Annotated in this window: 18 protein-coding genes; 4 read left to right on the plus strand and 14 right to left on the minus strand. The window is 74.0% G+C overall.

Annotated elements, in window-relative coordinates:
• The first annotated feature begins 111 nt into the window (after positions 1-111).
• Both ACFYU0_RS17700 and ACFYU0_RS17705 read left to right on the plus strand, forming a co-directional pair.
• A complete protein-coding gene (locus ACFYU0_RS17700) occupies positions 112-1,185 on the plus strand; it encodes an ADP-ribosylglycohydrolase family protein (protein WP_351673510.1) in 1,074 nt (357 codons plus the stop codon).
• Positions 1,186-1,212: 27 nt separating this feature from the next.
• Complete coding sequence (locus ACFYU0_RS17705) at positions 1,213-1,707, plus strand: NUDIX hydrolase (protein ID WP_351673512.1); 495 nt, start codon at positions 1,213-1,215, stop codon at positions 1,705-1,707.
• A 4-nt stretch (positions 1,708-1,711) separates the two neighbouring features.
• On the opposite strand, the gene ACFYU0_RS17710 is transcribed toward ACFYU0_RS17705, so the two are convergent.
• Positions 1,712-1,912 (minus strand): type II toxin-antitoxin system VapB family antitoxin, encoded by a 201-nt coding sequence (locus tag ACFYU0_RS17710; protein ID WP_351673514.1) that lies wholly within the window; start codon positions 1,910-1,912, stop codon positions 1,712-1,714.
• A gap of 110 nt (positions 1,913-2,022) precedes the next feature.
• Here ACFYU0_RS17710 and ACFYU0_RS17715 point away from each other — a divergent pair, with 110 nt between their 5' ends.
• Complete coding sequence (locus tag ACFYU0_RS17715) at positions 2,023-2,766, plus strand: NAD-dependent deacetylase (protein WP_389302052.1); 744 nt, start codon at positions 2,023-2,025, stop codon at positions 2,764-2,766.
• A 9-nt stretch (positions 2,767-2,775) separates the two neighbouring features.
• On the opposite strand, the gene ACFYU0_RS17720 is transcribed toward ACFYU0_RS17715, so the two are convergent.
• The 8 genes from ACFYU0_RS17720 to ACFYU0_RS17755 form a co-directional block, all read right to left on the minus strand.
• Positions 2,776-3,258 carry a methylated-DNA--[protein]-cysteine S-methyltransferase gene (locus ACFYU0_RS17720; protein ID WP_389302055.1) on the minus strand — a complete coding sequence of 161 codons (483 nt, stop codon included), beginning with the start codon at positions 3,256-3,258 and terminating at the stop codon, positions 2,776-2,778.
• Positions 3,259-3,269: 11 nt separating this feature from the next.
• A complete protein-coding gene (locus ACFYU0_RS17725; RefSeq protein WP_351673524.1) occupies positions 3,270-4,751 on the minus strand; it encodes an AlkA N-terminal domain-containing protein in 1,482 nt (493 codons plus the stop codon).
• 95 nt (positions 4,752-4,846) lie between these two features.
• The gene (locus ACFYU0_RS17730) at positions 4,847-5,722 is read right to left on the minus strand and encodes a methylenetetrahydrofolate reductase (protein ID WP_389302058.1); all 876 of its coding nucleotides are present in this window, start codon (positions 5,720-5,722) and stop codon (positions 4,847-4,849) included.
• Positions 5,723-5,784: 62 nt separating this feature from the next.
• Positions 5,785-7,296, minus strand: coding sequence for an MFS transporter (locus ACFYU0_RS17735; protein ID WP_389302060.1), 1,512 nt, complete (start codon positions 7,294-7,296; stop codon positions 5,785-5,787).
• On the minus strand, positions 7,289-9,202 hold the full coding sequence (locus ACFYU0_RS17740) for a glycoside hydrolase family 15 protein (RefSeq protein ID WP_389302063.1): 1,914 nt from the start codon (positions 9,200-9,202) through the stop codon (positions 7,289-7,291). Before ACFYU0_RS17740 ends, ACFYU0_RS17735 begins: the two co-directional genes overlap by 8 nt.
• Positions 9,203-9,296: 94 nt before the next feature.
• Positions 9,297-9,725 carry a hypothetical protein gene (locus tag ACFYU0_RS17745; RefSeq protein ID WP_351673532.1) on the minus strand — a complete coding sequence of 143 codons (429 nt, stop codon included), beginning with the start codon at positions 9,723-9,725 and terminating at the stop codon, positions 9,297-9,299.
• Between the two features lie 33 nt (positions 9,726-9,758).
• A complete protein-coding gene (locus ACFYU0_RS17750; RefSeq protein ID WP_389302065.1) occupies positions 9,759-10,259 on the minus strand; it encodes an SHOCT domain-containing protein in 501 nt (166 codons plus the stop codon).
• A 247-nt stretch (positions 10,260-10,506) separates the two neighbouring features.
• Complete coding sequence (locus ACFYU0_RS17755) at positions 10,507-11,166, minus strand: DUF308 domain-containing protein (RefSeq protein WP_351671633.1); 660 nt, start codon at positions 11,164-11,166, stop codon at positions 10,507-10,509.
• A gap of 185 nt (positions 11,167-11,351) precedes the next feature.
• Here ACFYU0_RS17755 and ACFYU0_RS17760 point away from each other — a divergent pair, with 185 nt between their 5' ends.
• Positions 11,352-12,761, plus strand: coding sequence for a DUF2252 domain-containing protein (locus tag ACFYU0_RS17760; protein WP_389302068.1), 1,410 nt, complete (start codon positions 11,352-11,354; stop codon positions 12,759-12,761).
• Between the two features lie 77 nt (positions 12,762-12,838).
• On the opposite strand, the gene ACFYU0_RS17765 is transcribed toward ACFYU0_RS17760, so the two are convergent.
• The 5 genes from ACFYU0_RS17765 to ACFYU0_RS17785 form a co-directional block, all read right to left on the minus strand.
• On the minus strand, positions 12,839-13,036 hold the full coding sequence (locus ACFYU0_RS17765) for a hypothetical protein (protein WP_351671639.1): 198 nt from the start codon (positions 13,034-13,036) through the stop codon (positions 12,839-12,841).
• A 143-nt stretch (positions 13,037-13,179) separates the two neighbouring features.
• On the minus strand, positions 13,180-13,698 hold the full coding sequence (locus tag ACFYU0_RS17770; RefSeq protein ID WP_389302071.1) for a hypothetical protein: 519 nt from the start codon (positions 13,696-13,698) through the stop codon (positions 13,180-13,182).
• Between the two features lie 18 nt (positions 13,699-13,716).
• Entirely contained in the window at positions 13,717-15,345 is a 1,629-nt protein-coding gene (locus ACFYU0_RS17775; RefSeq protein ID WP_389302073.1) for an MFS transporter, read from the minus strand.
• 29 nt (positions 15,346-15,374) lie between these two features.
• Positions 15,375-18,098: a LuxR C-terminal-related transcriptional regulator gene (locus tag ACFYU0_RS17780; RefSeq protein ID WP_389302076.1), complete on the minus strand. Its 2,724-nt coding sequence runs from the start codon at positions 18,096-18,098 to the stop codon at positions 15,375-15,377.
• A gap of 160 nt (positions 18,099-18,258) precedes the next feature.
• The gene (locus ACFYU0_RS17785) at positions 18,259-19,497 is read right to left on the minus strand and encodes a hypothetical protein (RefSeq protein ID WP_351671650.1); all 1,239 of its coding nucleotides are present in this window, start codon (positions 19,495-19,497) and stop codon (positions 18,259-18,261) included.
• Positions 19,498-19,698 lie beyond the last annotated feature (201 nt).

Below are 19,698 nucleotides of genomic sequence, written 5' to 3' on the forward strand. Positions count from 1 at the left end.
GGCCAGTCGCGCCGCTGTGACCTTAACCTCAGGACGTCCGCGCCGCCATGCCCTGCCCGAACCGTGGGAACCGGCTGGGAGGCGGCGGGGGAAAGCGGGTAGGGACCAGCCATGAGCGACCTCGACGACGGCCCGGACCTCGCCGACCGCGTCCACGGCGGCTGGCTCGGCCGGATCGCGGGCAACATGCTCGGCAAGCCGGTCGAGCAGGGCGAGGTGTGGACGCGCGAGCGCATCGACCGCTATCTGCGCCGGGCGGACGCGCTGCCGCTCACCGACTACCTGCCCGAGCCGGCCGACCCCGCCGACGCCGCCCTGCTGCGGCCCGAGTGGCGCCGGTGCGTGCGCGGCCGCGTCCACGGGAGCTGCCGGGACGACGACGTCGACTACGCGATCCTCGGGCTGCACCTGCTGGAGAGCCACGGTTTCGGCTTCAGCACCGAGCAGGTCGGCGACCTGTGGCTGCTCGGGCTGCCGTACCTGCAGACCTTCACCGCGGAGCGGGCCGCGTACCGCAACCTCGCCAACGGTCTGAAGCCGCCGCTGACGGCGACGTACGACAACCCGTACCAGGAGTGGATCGGCGCCCTGATCCGGGCCGACGTGCACGGCTGGACCAGCCCGGGCGACCCGCGCCGCGCGGCCTCGCTGGCCCGCCGGGACGCGGTGCTGTCGCACACCGGCAACGGTGTCTACGGGGCGATGTGGGCGGCCGCGCTGATCGCGGCGGCGTTCACCGCGCCGGACGTGCGGGACGCGCTGGAGAGCGCGCTGGCCGTGATCCCGGCGAGCAGCAGGCTGGCCCGGACCGTGCGCCGGGTGACGTCCCTGCACGGGGCCGGGCTGTCCTGGGAGGAGACCCTGGGCACGGTGTCCGAGGAGACCGCCGGGCTCGGCTGGATCCACACCGTCCCCAACGCGGCCGTGCTGACCGCCGGGCTGCTCTACGGCGACGGCGACTTCACCCGGACCGTCGCCCTCACCGTCCGTGGTGGCCTGGACACCGACTCCAACGGCGCGACGGCCGGTTCGGTGGCCGGGGTGATGACCGGCGCGGCCGCGATCCCGCCCCAGTGGACGGAGCCACTCCAGGACACGGTGCGCAGCGCGGTGTTCGGCTTCGACGGGGTGCGGATCAGCGCGCTGGCCGAACGCACCGTGCGCCTGGCGACGGCCGGGCGTTAGCGTCCGGTGTCCGGTTACCCTTCCTGGATGACCAGCACGGACACCTTCGCCGCATACATCGCGAGCCTGCCCCGCGTCCTCGCCGCCGCAGCCGCGCTCTTCCGGGACTCCGAGGGGCGGGTGCTGCTCGTGGAGCCCAACTACCGCGAGGGGTGGGCCCTTCCGGGCGGGACCGTCGAGTCCGACGACGGGGAGAGCCCGCGCCAGGGCGCCCGCCGGGAGACGCTCGAGGAGATCGGCCTCGACCGCGAGCTCGGCCGGCTGCTTGCGGTGGACTGGGTGCTCGGCACGGGACGGCCGCCGCTGGTGGCGTACCTGTACGACGGCGGGGTCCTCACCGGGGCGGAGTTCGACGCCATCCGGCTGCAGGAGGAGGAACTGCTGTCCTGGCGCCTGGTGCCCCGCGAGGATCTCCCCGCGCACCTGCCCGGCGCGCTCGGCCGCCGGGTGCTGGCCGCGCTGGACGTCCTGGCGGAGGGCGCGGGCACGGCGGAGCTGGAGAACGGCCACCGGGTCGCCTGAGGGTTCAGCCCTCCGGGTCCGGGGGCCTGGCGTCCACGTCGCGCAGCGCCTCCTCGCGCTCGGCGACGCGCGCCTCGGTGCGGTGCCCGCGCTGGATGTAGTCGCGGACCACGAGTTCCACGGCGTCCTGCGGGTCGCCGACCCCCGCGAGCACCATGACCTCGACGACGAGCTGGGCGTCGAGCGAAACGGTCACCTTGGCCATGCCGCGACGCTAACAGCCGACGCCCGCCGCCGCGGCCGTATCCGAGGACGACGCCGGGGCCGGCGATATCCGTTCGCGGTGTCCTTGATCGGGGTCCTACCCTCGGCCGTATGACCAAGCCCCTCGTCGCCCTGCTGAGCGGGGCCGGCATCTCCACCGACTCCGGGATTCCGGACTACCGCGGGCCCGACGGGCTGTGGCGGCGGGACCCGGAGGCCGAGAAGCTCGTGACGTACGAGTACTACATGGCCGATCCGGAGATCCGGCGGCGGTCGTGGTTGATGCGGCGCGCGAGCGGGGCGCGCGGCGCCGAGCCCAACGCCGCGCACCGGGCCGTGGCCGCGCTGGAGCGCTCCGGGGTCCCGGTCCGGGTGATCACGCAGAACGTGGACGGGCTGCACCAGCTCGCCGGGATGCCCGCCCGCAAGGTCCTGGAGCTGCACGGCACCGCGCGGAGCGTGGTGTGCACCAAGTGCCACGCCCGGGGGCCGATGGAGGACGCCCTGGCCCGCGTCAAGGCCGGTGAGGACGACCCGCCGTGCCTGGGGTGCGGCGGCATCCTGAAGTCGGCGACCGTGATGTTCGGTGAACGGCTCGACCCGGTCGTGCTCGGCGAGGCGGTCGCCGTCACCAAGGCCTGCCAGATCTTCATCGCCGTCGGCACCAGCCTCCAGGTCCAGCCCGCGGCCGGCCTCGCCGGCGTCGCCGCCGATCACGGGGCGCGGCTGATCATCGTCAACGCCGAGCCGACGCCGTACGACGACCTGGCCGACGAGATCGTGCGCGAGCCGATCGGCACGGCGCTGCCGGCCCTGCTGGACCGGCTGGGCGCGACGCCGGAACGGGGCGTGTGACCACGGCCGCTAGAACAGGGCCGTTCCCCGTTCGAAGTCGAGCAGGCGGCGTTTGCGGTCGAGTCCGCCGCCGTAGCCGGTCAGGGAGCCAGCCGCGCCGATGACCCGGTGGCAGGGCACGATGATGCCGATCGGGTTCCTGCCGTTGGCGAGGCCGACCGCGCGGGACGCCTTGGGGTTGCCCAGCTCGGTGGCGAGTTCGCCGTAGGAGCGGGTCTCTCCGTAGGGGATGCGGGTCAGCCGGTCCCAGACGCCGCGCTGGAACGGGGTCCCGGACAGGCGGAGTTCGAGGGTGAACTCCTTCAGCTCGCCGGCGAAGTAGGCGGAGAGCTGCTCCCGGGCCTCGGCGAAGGGGGTGTCGTCGGGGTCGCCGAAGGTCTCCTCGGGTGGGCGGTGGCGCTGGCCGGCCATGTAGAGGCCGCACAGGACGCCGTCCTCGGCGACGAGGGTCAGGGGGCCGTAGGGGCTGTCGGTGACGGTGTGCTGCTTCATCGTGAACGTCCTCACACGGGCAGGAAGTTGATGGGGTGGTCGTCCGTCGCCCACAGGTACTGGACCGCGTAGGCCCGCCAGGGGCGCCAGGACTCGGCGCGGGCGGTGAGCGCCGCCGGGGTGGCGGGCAGACCCAGTTCCCGGGCGGCGCGCCGGATCCCCAGGTCGGTGGGGAGGAAGGCGTCGGGGTCGCCGAGGGCCCGCATGGCGACGACGTCGGCCGTCCACGGGCCGAAGCCGGGCAGGGCGAGCAGGCGGGCCCGCGCCTCGGCCCAGTCGGACTCGACGCCCAGGTGCAGGGCGCCGTCGGCCAGTTGGCGCACCAGGGTGGTCAGGGTGGTGCGGCGGGTCCGGGGCATGGCCAGGGTCTCCGGGTCCACGGCGGCCAGCGCCTCGGGTGACGGGAAGAGGTGGGTGAGGCCGCCCTCGGGGTCGTCCAGGGGCTTTCCGTGCGCGACGACCAGGCGGGCCGCGTGGGTGCGGGCCGCGGCCGTGGAGACCTGCTGGCCGAGCACCGCGCGGACGGCGAACTCGGCCTCGTCGACGGTGCGCGGCACCCGGCGGCCGGGCGCCCGGTCCACCAGCGGCGCGAGCAGCGGATCGGCGCGCAGCCGCTCGTCGACGGCGACGGGGTCGGCGTCCAGGTCGAGCATGCGCCGGCAGCGGCTGATGGCCACGGTCAGGTCGCGCGGGTCGCCGAGGGTGAGCCGGCAGGCGATGTGGTCGGGGTGCGGGGTGAGGGCGACGATGCCGTGTCCGTAGGGGAGGCGCAGGGTGCGCCGGTACGCGCCGTCCCGCCACTCCTCCACGCCCGGTACGGCGGTGGCGGCGAGGTGGCCGAAGAGGTTGTCCGGGTTGAGCGGGGCACGGAACGGCAGTCGCAGCGCGAGGGTGCCGGGGGTGCTCGCCGCGCGGTTCCCCGGCACCCGGGCGCGCAGCTCGCTCGGGGAGAGGGCGAAGACCTCGCGGACGGTCTCGTTGAAGGCCCGGATGGAGGAGAAGCCGGCCGCGAAGGCGATCTCCGCCATGGGCAGCGAGGTCGTCTCGACGAGCAGCCGCGCGGTCTGGGCGCGCTGTGCCCGCGCCAGGGCGAGGGGCCCGGCGCCCAGCTCGGCGAGGAGCTGGCGTTCCACCTGCCGTGAGCTGTAGCCGAGCCGGGCGGCCAGCCCGGTCACGCCCTCGCGGTCCACGACGCCGTCGGCGATCAGCCGCATCGCCCGGGCCACCAGGTCGGCGCGCAGGTTCCACTCCGGGGAGCCGGGGCTGGTGTCCGGGCGGCAGCGCTTGCAGGCCCGGAACCCGGCCTGCTGGCAGGCCGCCGCGCTCGGCAGGAACGTCATGTTCTCCGCCTTGGGCGGCACGGCCGGGCAGCTCGGCCGGCAGTAGATGCGGGTGGTCAGGACGGCCGTGAAGAACCATCCGTCGAACCGCGCGTCCTTGGACCGCACGGCGCGCACGCAGTGCTCCCGGTCGAGGTGCATCCCTGTCTGCATGGCTCAAGGATCGGTCACCGAGGGGGCCGCTCGCTGGCGGGAATCCGACACGTACGTCGCGGTGACCGGCGGACGCCGACCCGCCCCGCGGGTGGTCAGTCCGTCCGCTCGCCGTGCCGGAACCGGGCTATCCACTCGGACGTGGCCCGCAGCCCGCCGAACGTGTAGAAGTGCACCTTCACCCTGCCGTGCCGGGCGGGGTCGTGGCGCCGGGCCAGGGCGTGCAGAAAGCGGTCGGGGCCCGCCGTGCCCATCAGGTTGGTCAGTGAGAACCCGTACTTGCGGGCCACGGAGGCGCTGGTGGCGACGCCGAAGCGGGTCGCGTACGTCATCAGCCGGCGCACCCCGGCGGGGCCGGGCACGCCGATGCGGACCGGCAGGGCGACGCCCCGGGCGCGGACGGCCTCCAGCCAGCCGAGCACGGGGTCGGCGTCGAATCCGAACTGGGTGATGACGTCGCCGGTGAGCCGTTCGGCGCCGAGGGCCGCCGACTTGTCGGTGAGCGCCGACCACAGCGCGCGGTCGGTGATCGCGGGGTGGCCCTCCGGGTAGCCGCTGATGCCGATGTGGCGCACTCCGTGCCGCTGTAGCAGCCCGGTGCGGATGACGGACAGGGCGTCCGGGTACGGGCCTTCCGGGCGGGCGGGGTCGCCGCCGACCACGAAGACGTTCTCGGCGGTGCCGTCCGCGGCCAGGCCGGCCAGGAACTCCTCCAGGTGGGCCCGGGACGGCAGGCGGCGGGCGGAGATGTGCGGCACCGGGACGAAGCCGAACCGCTTGACCTCGCGGGCGGCGGCCAGCCGCGTGGCGAGGTCCTCGCCGGCGAGGAACGTGACGTTGATCCGCGTCCCCGGCGGGATGGTGTGGCGCGCCTCCCGCAGCTTGGGCACGTCCTTGCCGGTCATCTCCAGCGAGAAGTCGTCCAGCAGCGAGGCGCCCACCGCGGGCGGGGCGGTGAGACCGGGGTTCATCGTGCTCCTCGTGCGGCTCCTGCCACCGCTTCCGGCGTCGGTCCTGACCGGGGCCGATGATGTCACGCGCGGTGCGGGCGGCGCGGAGCCGGGGGTCGCCCGGCATCCGGGACCGGCGGCTCCGCCCCGGCCCCCGTCTCCGGTTCCGCGCCGGCTCCCGGCGCCGAGCCGGCCGTCGCGTCCGCGGCCGCCGTGCGGTCCGGTGCGCCGGGCAGGCGGGCGGCGGCGGCGAGGCCGCCGAGGCCGATCACGCCGAGGGTGATCATCGCGGCGGCGTAGGCGCCCGTGGTGAGACCGGCGACGAGGATGGTGCCGGCGATGGCGGTGCCGAACGACGAACCGAGGTTGGACACGCTGCGGGACAGGCCGGAGATCTCGCCCTGCCGCTCCTCCGGGAAGCTCGACTGGACGACGTTCACCGACGGGGTCAGCATCACGCCGAGTCCGAGCCCGATGAGCAGCAGCCCCGGCACGAAGGCCCAGGCGGTGGAGAAGGAGGCGACCAGGGCCACCAGCACCGCCACGCCCGCGACGGAGAGCGTGAAGCCGGCCATGATCAGCGTCCGCTGCGACCGCCGCTCGGCCAGCCGCTGGGCGGCCAGCGAGGTCAGCAGCAGCCCGAGCGTGGCCGCCGTGAAGATCACTCCGGTCCGGATGGCGTCGTAGCCGCGGACCACCTGGAGGTAGGCGGCGACCGTGAAGGACGTGCCCATGAGCAGCAGCCACTGGACGTTCTGCGTGACGAGCCCGAGGTTGGAGGTGCGGTCGCGGAACAGGCTGAGCGAGAGCAGGGGCTGGCGGCCGGCCCGTTCCTTCGCGCGCGTCGACCGGAAGAACCAGACGAGGACGAGGCCGCCGAGGACGAGCAGCGCGATCATGAGCCGGACGTCGTTGTCCGCCGCCAGGATGCCCATGACGATGAGTACAAGACCGGCGGCCGACAGGACCGCTCCCCCGGTGTCGAAGGCGCGGTGCGGGTCCGGGGGCAGGGGGTCCTCGATACCGCGGCTCAGCCACACGATCAGCGCGATGACCAGCGCCTGGAACACGAAGGCCGCCCGCCAGCTGATGCCGGTCGTGATGAGTCCGCCGATCAGCGGTCCCGCCGCCGCGCCGATGCCGCCCAGCGCCATGATCACCCCGAAGGCCCGGGCACGGGAGGTGACGTCGGGGTACAGCAGGGTGGTGAGGATGTAGACCGGCGGGATCAGCAGGGCGGTGCCGACGCCCTCGAGGATCGAGTTGCCGAGGATGAGGACGCCGAGTCCGGGCGCCCCCGCGCACAGCAGCGCGCCCACGGCGTAGACGACGAGCCCGGCGAGGAAGCACCGCTTGCGGCCGTAGCGGTCGGTGATCTTGCCGCCGGGGATCATCAGCGCGGCCATGACCAGCAGGAAGAGGGTGATGGAGACCTGCACCCCCTGGACCGTGGTGTCCAGGTCCCTGCTGATGTCGTTGATCATCACGTTCATGTTGGAGCCGGCGAAGCTGCAGATGAACTGGGCGAGGGCCAGCGCGGCGAGGACCCGCCGCTCCTCCGGCGGGACCTTGGCCGGTACCGCCTGGTCAGCCATCCTCGGCTCCCGCGTCCGTGGACTCGGGCGGCACCTTGAAGCCGTGGACGCCGGGGTGCCGGGTCCCACCGTCGCTCGGCAGCGCGTTCGCCCGGTTCAGCTCCTCGTCGAGCGCCATGGCGGCGGTGACGAGCGAGAGGTGGGTGAACGCCTGGGGGAAGTTGCCGAGCTGCTCGCCCGAGGGGCCGATCTCCTCGGCGAACAGGCCGACGTGGTTGGCGTAGGTGAGCATCTTGTCGAAGGCGTGCCGGGCCTGCAGGAGGCGGCCGGAGCGGGCGAGCGCCTCGACGTAGAGGAAGCTGCAGAGGTTGAACGTGCCCTCGGAGCCGCGCAGTCCGTCGGGGGACGCGGCGGGGTCGTACCGATAGACCAGGCTGTCGCTGACCAGTTCCTCGTCCATGGCGTCGAGGGTGCTGATCCAGTCCGGGTCGTGCGGGGAGAGGAAGCCGACCCGGGGCATCAGCAGCAGCGAGGCGTCCAGCACGTCGGTGTCGTAGTGCTGAACGAAGGCCTTCCGCTTGTCGTGCCAGCCGCGCTCGGTGATCTGCTCGAAGACCGCGTTCCGGGCGGCCGTCCAGCGCTCGACGTCGCCCGGGCGGGAGAACTCGGTGGCCGCGCGGATGCCCCGGTCGAACGCCACCCAGGCCATCAGCCGGCTGTAGGTGAAGTTCTGCCGGCCCCCGCGGGTCTCCCAGATGCCCTCGTCGGGGCGGTCCCAGTTGTCCGCCAGCCAGTCCAGCACGCCGCTCAGCGCCTTCCAGCCGCGTATCGCGCCGACGTCCCGGCCGACCACGAAGGCGTCGGAGGCCTCGCCGTAGATGTCGAGCTGGAGCTGGTCGGCGGCCGCGTTGCCCGCCCGTACCGGCCGTGATCCCAGGTAGCCCTCCAGGTGGTCGAGGGTCTCCTCGGTCAGGTGGGGGTCGCCGTCCACCCGGTACATGATCTGCAGGGGGTCGCCCGAGGTGGTGCCGCCGGCCTCGACGCGGTCGCGCAGCCAGCGGCGGAAGGCGTACGCCTCCTCAAGAAAGCCCAGGTCGATCAGGGTCCCGACGGACAGGGAGGCGTCCCGGATCCAGGTGTAGCGGTAGTCCCAGTTGCGCTCGCCGCCCGCCTGCTCGGGCAGTCCCATGGTGGCCGCGGCGACGGGCGCGCCGGTCGGCCGGTAGGTGAGCAGCTTCAGGGTGATCGCCGAGCGGTTGACCACCTCCTGCCAGCGGCCGCGGTAGGTGCAGGACCGCAGCCAGGACAGCCAGAAGTCGCGGCACCGCTCCAGGTCCTCGGCGACGCCGTTCAGGGACGGCGTCGCGGGGGCCGGAGCTCCCCCGTCCGCGCTGGTCAGGACGACGGCGGCGGCCTGGCCCGCGGAGAGGGTGAAGCGGGCGGTGACGTCGTCGCCGTCGGCCCGCAGCGTGATGCCGCCGGTGGTCTGGACGTGCAGGTCCGTGCCCGGGCCCCGCAGGACGCCCGCGTGGCCGCCCGTGAGGGTGAGGGAGTGCCGGGCGCGTCCGTAGTCGAAGCGCGGCCGGCAGGTGAGGACAAAGGGCAGGGACCCCCGCACGACCCGGGCGATCCTGATCAGACGGTGCCGGCCGGTGGGCTCGGGCGAGTCGACGGGGACCATGAAGTCGGCGACCTCGCCGACGCCGCCGGGGCCCATGAACCGGGTGACCAGGATCGCCGTGTCGGACAGGTACAGCTGACGCACCGTCATCCCGTCGCCGTCCGGGTGCTCCGCCGCCAGCCGGCAGTGCCCGCCGCGTTCGCTGTCGAGCAGCGAGGCGAAGACGCTGGGCGAGTCGAAGCGCGGGGTGCACCACCAGTCGACGGTCCCGTCGGACGACACCAGGGCCGCCGTCTGGAGATCGCCCACCATTCCGTGCTCCGCGATGGGCGGATACCTGTCCATGCGTCCTCCTCGCGCGCGGCGGCGACGGGTCGCGCACCCGCGCCCGGGGCGTGTCCGCGAAGCCGCCGCGCGGGCGTGGCTTCGCGGACACGGACTAGGGCATCGTGGCGGCGTCGTCGCGCTTGACGACGCACAGGGCCCAGATGATGAAGCCGGACAGCGCGATCATCACGACCGACCAGACCGGGTAGTACGGCAGGGACAGGAAGTTGGCGATGATGACGAGCCCGGCGATGGCCACGCCGGCGACCCGTGCCCACGTCGACGGCCCGAACAGACCGAAGCTGACGGCCACCGCGATCACACCGAGGACCAGGTGGATCCAGCCCCAGCTGGTGAGGTCGAACTTGAAGACGTAGTTCGGGGTCGTGACGAAGACGTCGTCCTGGGCGATCGCCATGATGCCGCGGAACAGGCTGAGCAGTCCGGCGATCATGAGCATGATGCCCGCGAAGGCCGTCAGTCCGCCGGCCCACTGCTGCTTGGCGGTCCCGGTGTGCGTGCTGGTGCGCGGTGCGGTCATACCAGTGCCTCCATTCGTCGAGGTGGGAGGTGCTCAGCGGCCGGACGAGGTCGGCACGCCGCGGGCGGGCTGCTGCGCCGTCCCGGAGCCGGTGCCGGTGCCCGTGCCGCCGCCGCCGCTGAGGACCAGTTCCTTCGCCCTGCGGAACTCGTCGTCGCTGATGTCGCCGCGCGTGCGCATCTCGGACAGCTTGGCGAGTTCGTCGGCGCTGCTCCTGCGGTCCGCGCCGCCCAGCGCGGTCTCCCGGACGTAGGAGTCGAAGGCCGCCTGCTGGGCCCGTGCCTGGTTCATCTCCCGCTCCCCCATGCCCCTGCCGCGGGCGATCAGGTAGACGAGGACGCCCAGGAACGGCACCACGATCACGAAGAGAGTCCAGCCGGCCTTGGCCCAGCCGCTCATGCCGTCGTCACGGAACACGTCGACGATGACCCGGAACAGCAGGACGAACCACATGATCCACAGGAAGAACACCAGCATCGTCCAGAAGGCGCTCAGCAGTGGATAGTCGTACGCGAGGTAGGTCTGCGCGCTCATTTCTCTCCTCAGTCCGGGGCTCCGGCCTGTCGAGCCGGCCGGGGCGTTGTCTGCCGATCCCAGCGTGCGCGGGGCGGGGCGGGCCGGCCTCACCCGAGGCGGGTGATCGTGGCCCCGGGCGCCACCGCCGTCCGGCGGCGGGCGCGACGGCGAGCCGGGTCCGTGCGGCCGCCGCCCGCCGGCGGTGCGGGCCGCACGGACCCGGCTCGCCTCGCGGGGCGTCTCGCCGGGCGCCCCCCGGGGTGTCTCACGGCGCGTGCCGCGGGGCGGCCTGCGCGGTGCCCGCCTTGCGCAGCGCGGACCGCCAGGCCAGGGCGACCGCGAGCTCGACCAGGCCCAGCAGGATGAGCCACAGCCCGAGCAGCCGGGTCAGCGCCCGCGCCGACTCGGTGGGCAGGACCAGCACCACGATCCCGGCGACGATGCCGAGCAGCGCTCCGCCGAGGACCACCCCGCGGTGCGGGAGGTCCTCGGCGGAGATCGCGGTGTAGAGCGTGAGGATGCCGGACACCAGCCAGGCGAGCCCGACGATCAGTGACAGCGCGGCGATGGTCTGCAGCGGGTTGCGCAGGCAGAGCACCCCGGCGAGGACGAACAGCAGCGCGATGAGCAGTCCGGGCAGCCGTTCCCCGGCTCCCTCCCGGGAGAAGGCGGTGACGAACCGCAGCGCGCCGATGAGCAGCAGGTAGAGGCCGATGAGGACGGCCAGGACGTGCAGGGTCTCGTCCGGCCAGACCAGGATGAGGATTCCCGGGACCAGCGTCACGAGCGCCGATCCCAGGATCCAGAGCCAGGACCGGGCGAGCACCGTCATGGCCTCCCCCGGCCCCTGTCCCGGTCCGGCGGCCGCCCCGCCGAACGCATGCGACGGTCCGTTGCCCGGTGCCGCACCACGCGACTCGGTCATGGCTCCTCCTCGCGTGAGCGACGGGGGCGTCTCCGGACCGCCAGGCGGGGCGGCGCGCGAACCCCTCGACGGCCAGCATTCCGTTCCGGGGGGCGGGAGGGATCACCCACCACGGGTGATCCCTCCCACCGGGCGGAACGGGTGGGGTGGAGTGGCACGGGGTGAGGCACGAGGAGGGCACGCACATGACCGCACCGAGTGCCGTCACCGGCTCCCGGTCGCTGAGCGACCGCATGGCCCGGGGCCGGAACGCCCGCTCCCACGTGCCGCGTTCGGCCCACGGCGTCTTCGAGCCCGCGCCGGACCGGCCGGACGTGATCGAGGTGCTGGAACATCAGTCGGCCACGCGGCTGCCGGAGTTGGTGCCGATCCGCTACGGCCGGATGCTCGAATCCCCGTTCCGCTTCTACCGAGGGGCCGCGGCGGTCATGGCGGCGGATCTCGGCCCGCTGCCCGGCACCGGGCTGCAGGTGCAACTGTGCGGCGACGCGCACCTGCTGAACTTCCGGCTGCTGGCCTCACCGGAACGGCATCTGGTCTTCGACATCAACGACTTCGACGAGACCTGCCCGGGTCCGTTCGAGTGGGACGTGAAGCGGCTGGCGGCCAGCTTCGTCATCGCGGGCCAGGCCAACGGCTTCCCGGCCCGGCAGCAGAACGAGGCGGTGCTCCGCTGCGTGCGTGCCTACCGTGAGCGGATGCGGGAGTTCGCCCGCATGCGCACGCTGGACGTCTGGTACGCCCAGGACGACGCCGACCGGATGCGCGAACTGCTGGCCTCCTCGATGGACAAGGCGGGCAGGCGCCGCACCGAACAGGCGACGGCGCGCGCCCGCTCGCGCACCCACATGCGGGCCTTCGCCAAGCTGACCACGCTGACGCCGCAGGGGCGTCGGATCGCGGCGGACCCACCGCTGATCACTCCTCTGCGGGACCTGGAGGCCGGCAAAACGGCGGAGCAGGAGGACCGGTACCTGCAGTCGCTGCTGGAGGAGTACGCGCGCACGCTGCCCTCGGAGCGGCGGCATCTGCTGGACCGCTACCGGCTGGTGGACGTCGCCCGCAAGGTGGTGGGCGTCGGCAGTGTCGGCACCCGCTGCTGGATCCTGCTGCTGCTCGGCCGGGACGACGACGATCCGCTGCTGCTGCAGGCCAAGGAGGCCCAGGAGTCGGTGCTCGCGCCGTACACGCACGGGCAGCGGTACGACAACCAGGGCCACCGGGTGGTGGCCGGGCAGCGGCTCATCCAGACGACCAGTGACATCTTCCTGGGCTGGACCCATGTCATCGGCCTCGACGGACTGGGCCGGGACTTCTACGTGCGCCAACTGCTGGACTGGAAGGGCATCGTGCGCCCGGACACCATGGACCCCGCTCTGCTGAACCTGTTCGGGCAGGTGTGCGGGGCCTCGCTGGCCCGGGCCCACGCCCGCTCCGGCGACCCTGTCGCCATCGCCGCCTACCTCGGCGGCGGGGACCGCTTCGACCGTGCGCTGCCGCACTTCGCGCAGGCGTACGCGGACCAGAACGAGCGGGACTTCGCGGCACTGGGCGAGGCCGCGCGCTCGGGGCGGATCGAGGCGGCGGACGTGTGAGTCGCGGCGGCGGGCCAGGGGGGACGCGTCCGGGCGGCGGAGAGCGGACAGGGGCGGGCCGGAGCCGATCCCGGCCTTCACTCGGGGACTTGACGCATCTCCACGACCCGCAGTCCCAGTGACTGGAAGCGGACCAGCAGCCCGTAGAGATGCGCCTGGTCGATGATCCGCCCGAACAGAACCGTCTGGCCGGACATCATCACATGATCGAGTTCGGGGAATGCCTTGGTCAGGGTCTCCGACATGTGTCCATCGACGCGGATCTCGTAGCGCATGTGCCGTTCTCCCGCCGCGGGCCGCCTGCGGTCTCACCTGCGATCCTGCTCCGCCACCGGGGCCCGGGCCTCACCCGGCACAGGTGATACGGGGGCCGCGCCCGGGATCGGCGGACGACCGCGGGCGCGGGCGCGTCAGTGGGTCAGTGGGTCAGCGCGATCTTGAAGGCGATGATCACCAGGCCGAGCAGCAGATTGACCGCCGCCGTGACGGACACCAGCCGCCAGGACGCTCCCGCCTGCCGTGCGCCGACCGCCGACCAGCCCACCTGGCCGGCCACGGCGACCGCGACGGCGAGCCACACGGCGCCCGCCACGTCCAGTCCCAGCAGCGGGCTCACGGCGACGGCGAGGGCCGGCGGGACCGCCGCCTCGACGATCGGCCACTCCTCGCGGCACACCCGCCAGACGGTCGGGCCGGTCAGCGACCGCTGCGCGAGCCGGGCGCCGAACAGCGTGGCGTGGACGTGCCCGACCCAGAAGACGAGACCGGTGAGCACCAGCAGCAGCACCAGTTGCACCCGGGGGAACTTGCCCGGGCCGCCGGCGCCGATCACCACCGACGCGGCGAGCATCGAGCCGTAGACGGCGCCCGTGTAGTCGGCGTGGCTGTGGCGGCCGGCACGCTGCGTCCGTGCGGTGGTCGGGCGGGTCGAGGACATCGGCGCATCCTTTCGGGCTCACGGGACGGGGTCGCCGGCGCCGGCCGGGGCGCCGCGCTCCGGCCGCTTGGCGCCGCGCTCCGGCGCCGACGGCAGGCCGGGCGTGACGAGGAAGCTCGCGAGGGTGATCGCGCCGGTGGCGAGGATCGCCGCCCTCAGGCCGTCGAGCTGCGCCGAGGCGTAGGAGCCGGTGAGCGCGTCGACCTCGGCCGGGGGCAGCCCGGCGTGCTCGGCGGCCGAGCGGACCTGGTCGGTGGGCACGAAGGTGAGACCGGCCTCGAGGGCCACCCCGGTCTGCTGCTTGGTCTGCGCCGACAGCACCGGATCGTTCTCCACGTCGGCGGTGAAGGCGTGGGCCAGCGCCCCGATCAGCATCGACCCGATGAGCGCGGTGCCCAGCGCCGACCCGAGGTTCTGCGCGGTGAACTGCAGGCCGCCGACCTCGCTGCGCTCCTCCTCGCCCACGCTGGACTGCACGACGTTGCCGAGCTGCGAGGCGAGCAGGCCCATGCCGATGCCGAGCACGGCCATGGCGGCGGCGAACTGCGCGTCGTCGATGGCGGGCTTGATGGTGGCCAGCAGCCACACGATGGACACGGTGAGCGTCAGCAGGGCCAGCCGTACCACCCGGCGCGGCCCCATGGTCCGGCCGAGCCGGGCGGCGGTCAGCGACGTGACGAGCATCGTGATGGACACCGGCAGCAGCCGCAGTCCCGTCTGGAAGGCGTCGAACCCCTGCACCACCTGCAGGTACAGGGGGATCGTGAAGAACAGCCCCAGCAGGATCAGGTTCTGGCTCAGCAGGGTCAGCAGCCCCGACCGCAGGGGCGGCACCCGGAACAGCGGCAGGTGCACCAGCGGGTCGGCGCCCCTGGCCTCCCGTGCGTGCTCCCAGCGCACGAAGAGGTGCAGCAGGGCCACCCCGGCGCCGACGACGAACAGGGTCGGCGCGAAGCCGAGGACGGTGAAGGGCGGGTTGCGCGGCTGCACCCAGCCCCAGGTGCTGCTCTGCAGCACCCCGAGCACGCCCAGCGCCAGCCCGGCCGCCGAGAGCACCGCGCCGGCCACGTCCATCCGGGGCGCCGGCCGGGTCCGGCGGGACTCCTTGATCACCCGGTGGCAGCACAGGACGGCGACGACGACCACGACCTCGCCCGCGAAGACCAGCCGCCAGGTCAGGTACGTGGTCACCCAGCCGCCCAGCAGCGGACCGACCGCGATCCCCGCACCGGCCAGCCCGCCGATCACCCCGTAGGCGACCGCCCGGTCCTTCCCCCGGTAGGACTCCGCGACCAGGGCCGCCATGGCCGGCAGCACCATCGCGGCGCCGAGTCCCTCGATGACGGACCAGCCGAGGGCGAGGACCCACAGCGTGGGCGCCAGAGCGGTCAGGGCCGACCCGGTGCCGTACACGGCGAGACCGAGGAGGAAAAGACGGCGGCGGCCGTGGATGTCGCCCAGCCGGCCCCCGATGATCATGAACGCCGCCATGACCAGCGCGTACAGGGTGATGACGGCCTGGATGGCGGTGACCTCGGTGTCGAAGTCCTCGACCAGCCGGCTGATGGAGACGTTCATGACGGACGTGTCCAGGACCATGAGGAACTGGGCCGTGCCCAGAACCATCAGCGCTCGCCAATGTCTCACGCGCTCCACCTCGCCGATCCGTGCCGGGGTCAGATCAACCCGCGTTCGCGGGCCAGCCGCACCGCGTCGCCGCGCCGGTTCACCCCGAGCTTCCGGTAGACGCTCTTGAGGTGGGTCTTCACGGTGTTGACCGACACGTACAGGTCCGCGGCGATCTCCTCCGTGGACATCATCTGGGCGAGCCGGCACAGCACCTCGCGCTCCCGTCCGCTCAGCTCCTCGACGACCAGCGGCGCCGGCTCGGCCGCCGCGCCCGGACGGGCCCGCGCCGTGGAGCCGCCGGGTACGAGCCAGCCGGCGGCCAGGGCCTGCAGGGGCGGGGTGTCCAGGAGGTGGCGGATTTGTGGTCCGGCCTCGAGGAAGGGGCGCCGCAGCCGTTCGCCGCGGGCGTCCAGCAGGGCGCGGGCGAGCAGTTTGCGGGCGGTGGCCTCGTCTCCGTCCTCCTGTGCGGCCCGCGCGCGCACCAGCGCGGCCCGGACGGTGACCCCGGGGCCGGTGCCGTCCCGGTCGTCCAGCAGGCCGAGGAGGCCGATCGCCGCGTCGCGGTTGCCGGCGGCGAGCTGGGCCCCGGCCAGTTCCGCCGCGTACGCGGGCTCGCCGTCGTACGGCACCTCGTCCAGCACCTTCGCGGCGGAGTCCGGCCGACCTTCGGCCAGATGGGCGGCGGCGGTGACCAGCGCGGTGTGCACCTCCGCCCAGGGGGATGCCGTCAGCGTCGGTACGGCCGGGTCGGCGACGGCCGCGGCGGCTCTGGGCTCGCCCCGCGCCAGCAGCAGCCGCGCCGTCGCCAGGGAGCGGCCGGCGGCGGTCACCGGGTCGAGCGGGACGGCCCTGGAGCCGGCCGTCTCGTCCAGCAGTCCGCGGGCCCGCGCGAGGTCGTCGCGTTCGACGGCCACCGCGGCCAGCACCAGTTGTCCCAGGCCGGGGTCCGCGGGGCGGCCCAGACCGAACCGCTCCGTCTCGCTCAGCGCGGCCAGCGCCTGGCGCTCCGCCCTGCCGAGCCAGCCGTTCAGATAGTCGATCAGGGCGAGCTGCCCCAGGGAGTCCTCCCTGGGCAGCGCCGTCGACGCCCCGCCGGGGCAGCCGGCCGCCTCGGCCAGGGCGTCGCGCGCGTCATCGAAGCGGCCGGCCCACAGCCGGGCGGAGCCCAGGTGGGTGAGCAGCAGGGCGGTCAGCTCGGGGTGCTTGTCCAGCAGCGGGGCGGGGACCTCGTCGCGCAGCTTCCCGGCCTCGGCCACCGCTTTCTCGGCCCGGCCGGGCGATCCGGTCAGCCGCGCCGCCAGGGCCTCCAGCAGCACGCAGCTCAGCCGGGCCGCCGCGTCGGAGGGGAACGCTGCCGGGACGTCCCCGGCGTGCCGGCCGCCCCCGGTGCGCGGGCCGTTCCCGTCGCGCAGGCCGTCCTCGGCCCGGCGCAGATGGGTCAGGCCGCGGTCCACGTCGCGGCCCGACAGGTCGCGCGCCGCGCGCACCAGTTCCGCCGCCGTGCCGGGGACCTCCGGCCCCATCCGGGCGAACAGCTCGGTGAGGTCGTCGGCCCGCAGGCCGGTGAAGAGCTGGCCGATCGCCAGGTCGTCGACGAGGGCACGGGTGGTGAACTCCCAGTCGCTCGCGGCGGCGCCGTGCGCCAGTGCCTCCGGCAGGGAGCCCGAGGCCCGCAGCCAGCGCGCGGCACGCCGGTGGAGTTCCGGTTCGAGGCCGGGCGAGCGGACCCGCAGATGGGTCCGGAGGATCTCGCCGAACAGCGGGTGCAGCCGGTACCAGGAGTGCCCGAGGTCCTCCACGAACGCGTTCTGGGTGTGCAGTCCGGCGAGCTCCGGCTCGACGCCGCCGGTGCCGGTCAGCGCCTCGGCGAGGTCGGGGCAGAACCGCTCCATCACGCTGACGCCCAGCAGCAGTTCCTGGGTCCGGGCCGGCTGCCGTTTCAGCACCTCGGCCAGGAGGAAGTCGGCGATCGTGCTCCGGCCGGCCTCGAAGTCCGCCAGGTACGCCTCGGGGTCCGGGTGCTGCTGGGCGGCCATGGCGCACAGCCGCAGCCCGGCGGCCCAGCCCCGGGTGCGCTCCACCAGGGCGCGGGTGGCCTCGGCGGAGAGCCGCAGGCCGTGCCGCTCCAGCAGGGCCACGGCCTCGTCGGCGGTGAAGGCCAGCTCGGCGTCCCGGATCTCGGTCATCGCCGCGGCGGCCCGGTACCGGTGCAGGGGCAGCAGCGGCTCGGTGCGGGTGACGAGTATCAGGCGCAGTCCCGGGCCGGCGTGGTGCAGGACGAACTCCAGCTGCTCCGCGATCCGCGGGGCGGTCACCCGGTCGAACTCGTCGAGCACGAGGACGGCGGGGCGCGCCCGCCCGCTGAGCGCGTCGGCGAGGCGGGCCAGCAGGGTGTGCTCCACCCGGCCGGCGTCTCCGGGGCAGTCGATACCGGCGGGCAGGGACACCCCGGCGGCGCGCAGGGCCTGGAGGACGTACGCCCAGAACATCCCGCAGCCCTGGTCCTCCGCCTCGTTGGTGAACCAGGCGACCGGCTGTCCGAGCCGGGCGGCCCAGTCCGCGACCAGCAGGGTCTTGCCCGCGCCCGCCGAGCCGTTGACCATCGTCAGCGGGGTGCCGAGGGCCTGGTCGAGGTGTTCGGTCAGCCGCCGCCGGCGCAGGAAGGTGGCCGGTCTGGCGGGCAGGGCGAAACGGGTCTGCAGAAACGGCTCTCCCAGTGGGTCGACGTACCCGACGGCTGGTCCCCGTGTGTTCTCGTGTCTCGCAGCCACGGGGTCATCACCCCCGTCCGAGGGCCGATGGACGCTTGCACTCCACGATCAGCATCGCAGTGTTCCCGTCCCCGCGCAGTTCGCACGGGTACGGGACGTGCCGGTGCGTCGCTTCGCGCACTCGCCCGCGCCGGGGAGCGGGCCGGCGCGGCGGCGCCGGTCAGGTCTCGTTCCCGGGCGGGCGCGCCTGCCCGCGTGCCTGGTGGAGCTGGGTGCGGCCGGCCGCCGCGAGCAGCGCGAGCACGGCCAGGACGCCGAGCAGCACGAGGACCAGCAGCAGGACCGTGAGCACGGTCGGGTGGTTCCACAGCGCGAAGACCAGCGCGATGATCAGCAGCACGACGAGGGTGATGGCCCGGCGGTAGGCCAGTGCCCAGGAGCCGACCCGCCCGGTGCTGACGTGGTGGGCGGCCGCCCAGCGCGCGGCGGAGTCGGCGGTGTGGTCGGACGCGCCGCGCACGGCCACCGGCAGCCTGCCGGGCCCGACGAAGTACGCGCCCAGCGCGATGACGACGCCGAGGACGACGGCCGTGCGCAGGCTGATCCGCAGGAAGTGCAGCAGGGTGTCGAAGACGGCCGCGGCCGCGGCCTTCGACTGCACCTGGGGCGGGAGGTGGTCGAGGTAGTAGCGGCGGGCCACGACCAGGGCGATGGCCACCACCAGGCAGGCGAAGGCGGCGCCCAGCGCGGTGCGGGCGAGCGCTCTTCGGCGTTGGCGGGCCAGGAACACGCCGGCGGCGCCGAGGACGACGACGAGCACCGGGAACCAGTTGCCGACGACGTCGAGGAGGTGGGCGGCCTTGCGGAACTTGGCGAGTTCGTCGGAGTGGAACAGCACCAGTTGCTTGTTCACCTGCGGGATCTTGTCGGCGGGTTTCAGGCCCGCGTTCACCAGCTCCTGTTTGACCCGGTCCACGGCCGTGCCCACGTCCAGGGTGACCGTGCCGTCGCTGACGCCGACCGCGCCGCGGCCCTGGCCGGTGAGGGCGTGCACGACGGCGTTGTGGGCGGCGCGGTTGGCGGTGTTCCACACCGTGGCGAAGGCGTCGCTGTGTACGACGCGGGTGGCGGTCTTCGTGACGGCCTGGTTGACGGCGGAGTCGAGCTGCGGGCCCAGCCCCCTGACCGCGTCGGCGGCGCGCGGCGGCAGGCCCTGGGACTGCAGCCAGGAGGCGATGTCGGCGGCGGCCCGCTGACCGTCCACGCGGGCGCCGACGGCCTCGGTGATGCGGTGGACGGCGGCGTCCTGGATCGCGGGGTCGGTGGCCAGCGGGTCGACCGTGGCGACGTAGCGGTCGGTGTCCAGCACGATGTCGTGCACCCAGGTGGCGAGCAACGCGACGGGCACGAGCACGCAGGTCAGCACGATCAGCACGGCCGAGGCGACGGCCCGCGCCACATGCCCCGCGCCTCCCCCGGTCCCCGCCTTGGGGGAACCGCCGGGCGGAGGCCGGTCACCGGGCCCCGCCTTGGCCGACCCCCCGGGCGGAGGCCGGTCACCGCCGGACGGAGGCCGGTCGCCGCCGGGCGGAGGCCGGTCGCCGCCCGGGCCGCCCCCGTGCGCCGGGGCCCCGGAGCCCTGCGAACCGGCCCCCGACCC

It is taken from the genome of Streptomyces sp. NPDC003720 (genome assembly GCF_042875075.1).
GTDB lineage: Bacteria > Actinomycetota > Actinomycetes > Streptomycetales > Streptomycetaceae > Streptomyces.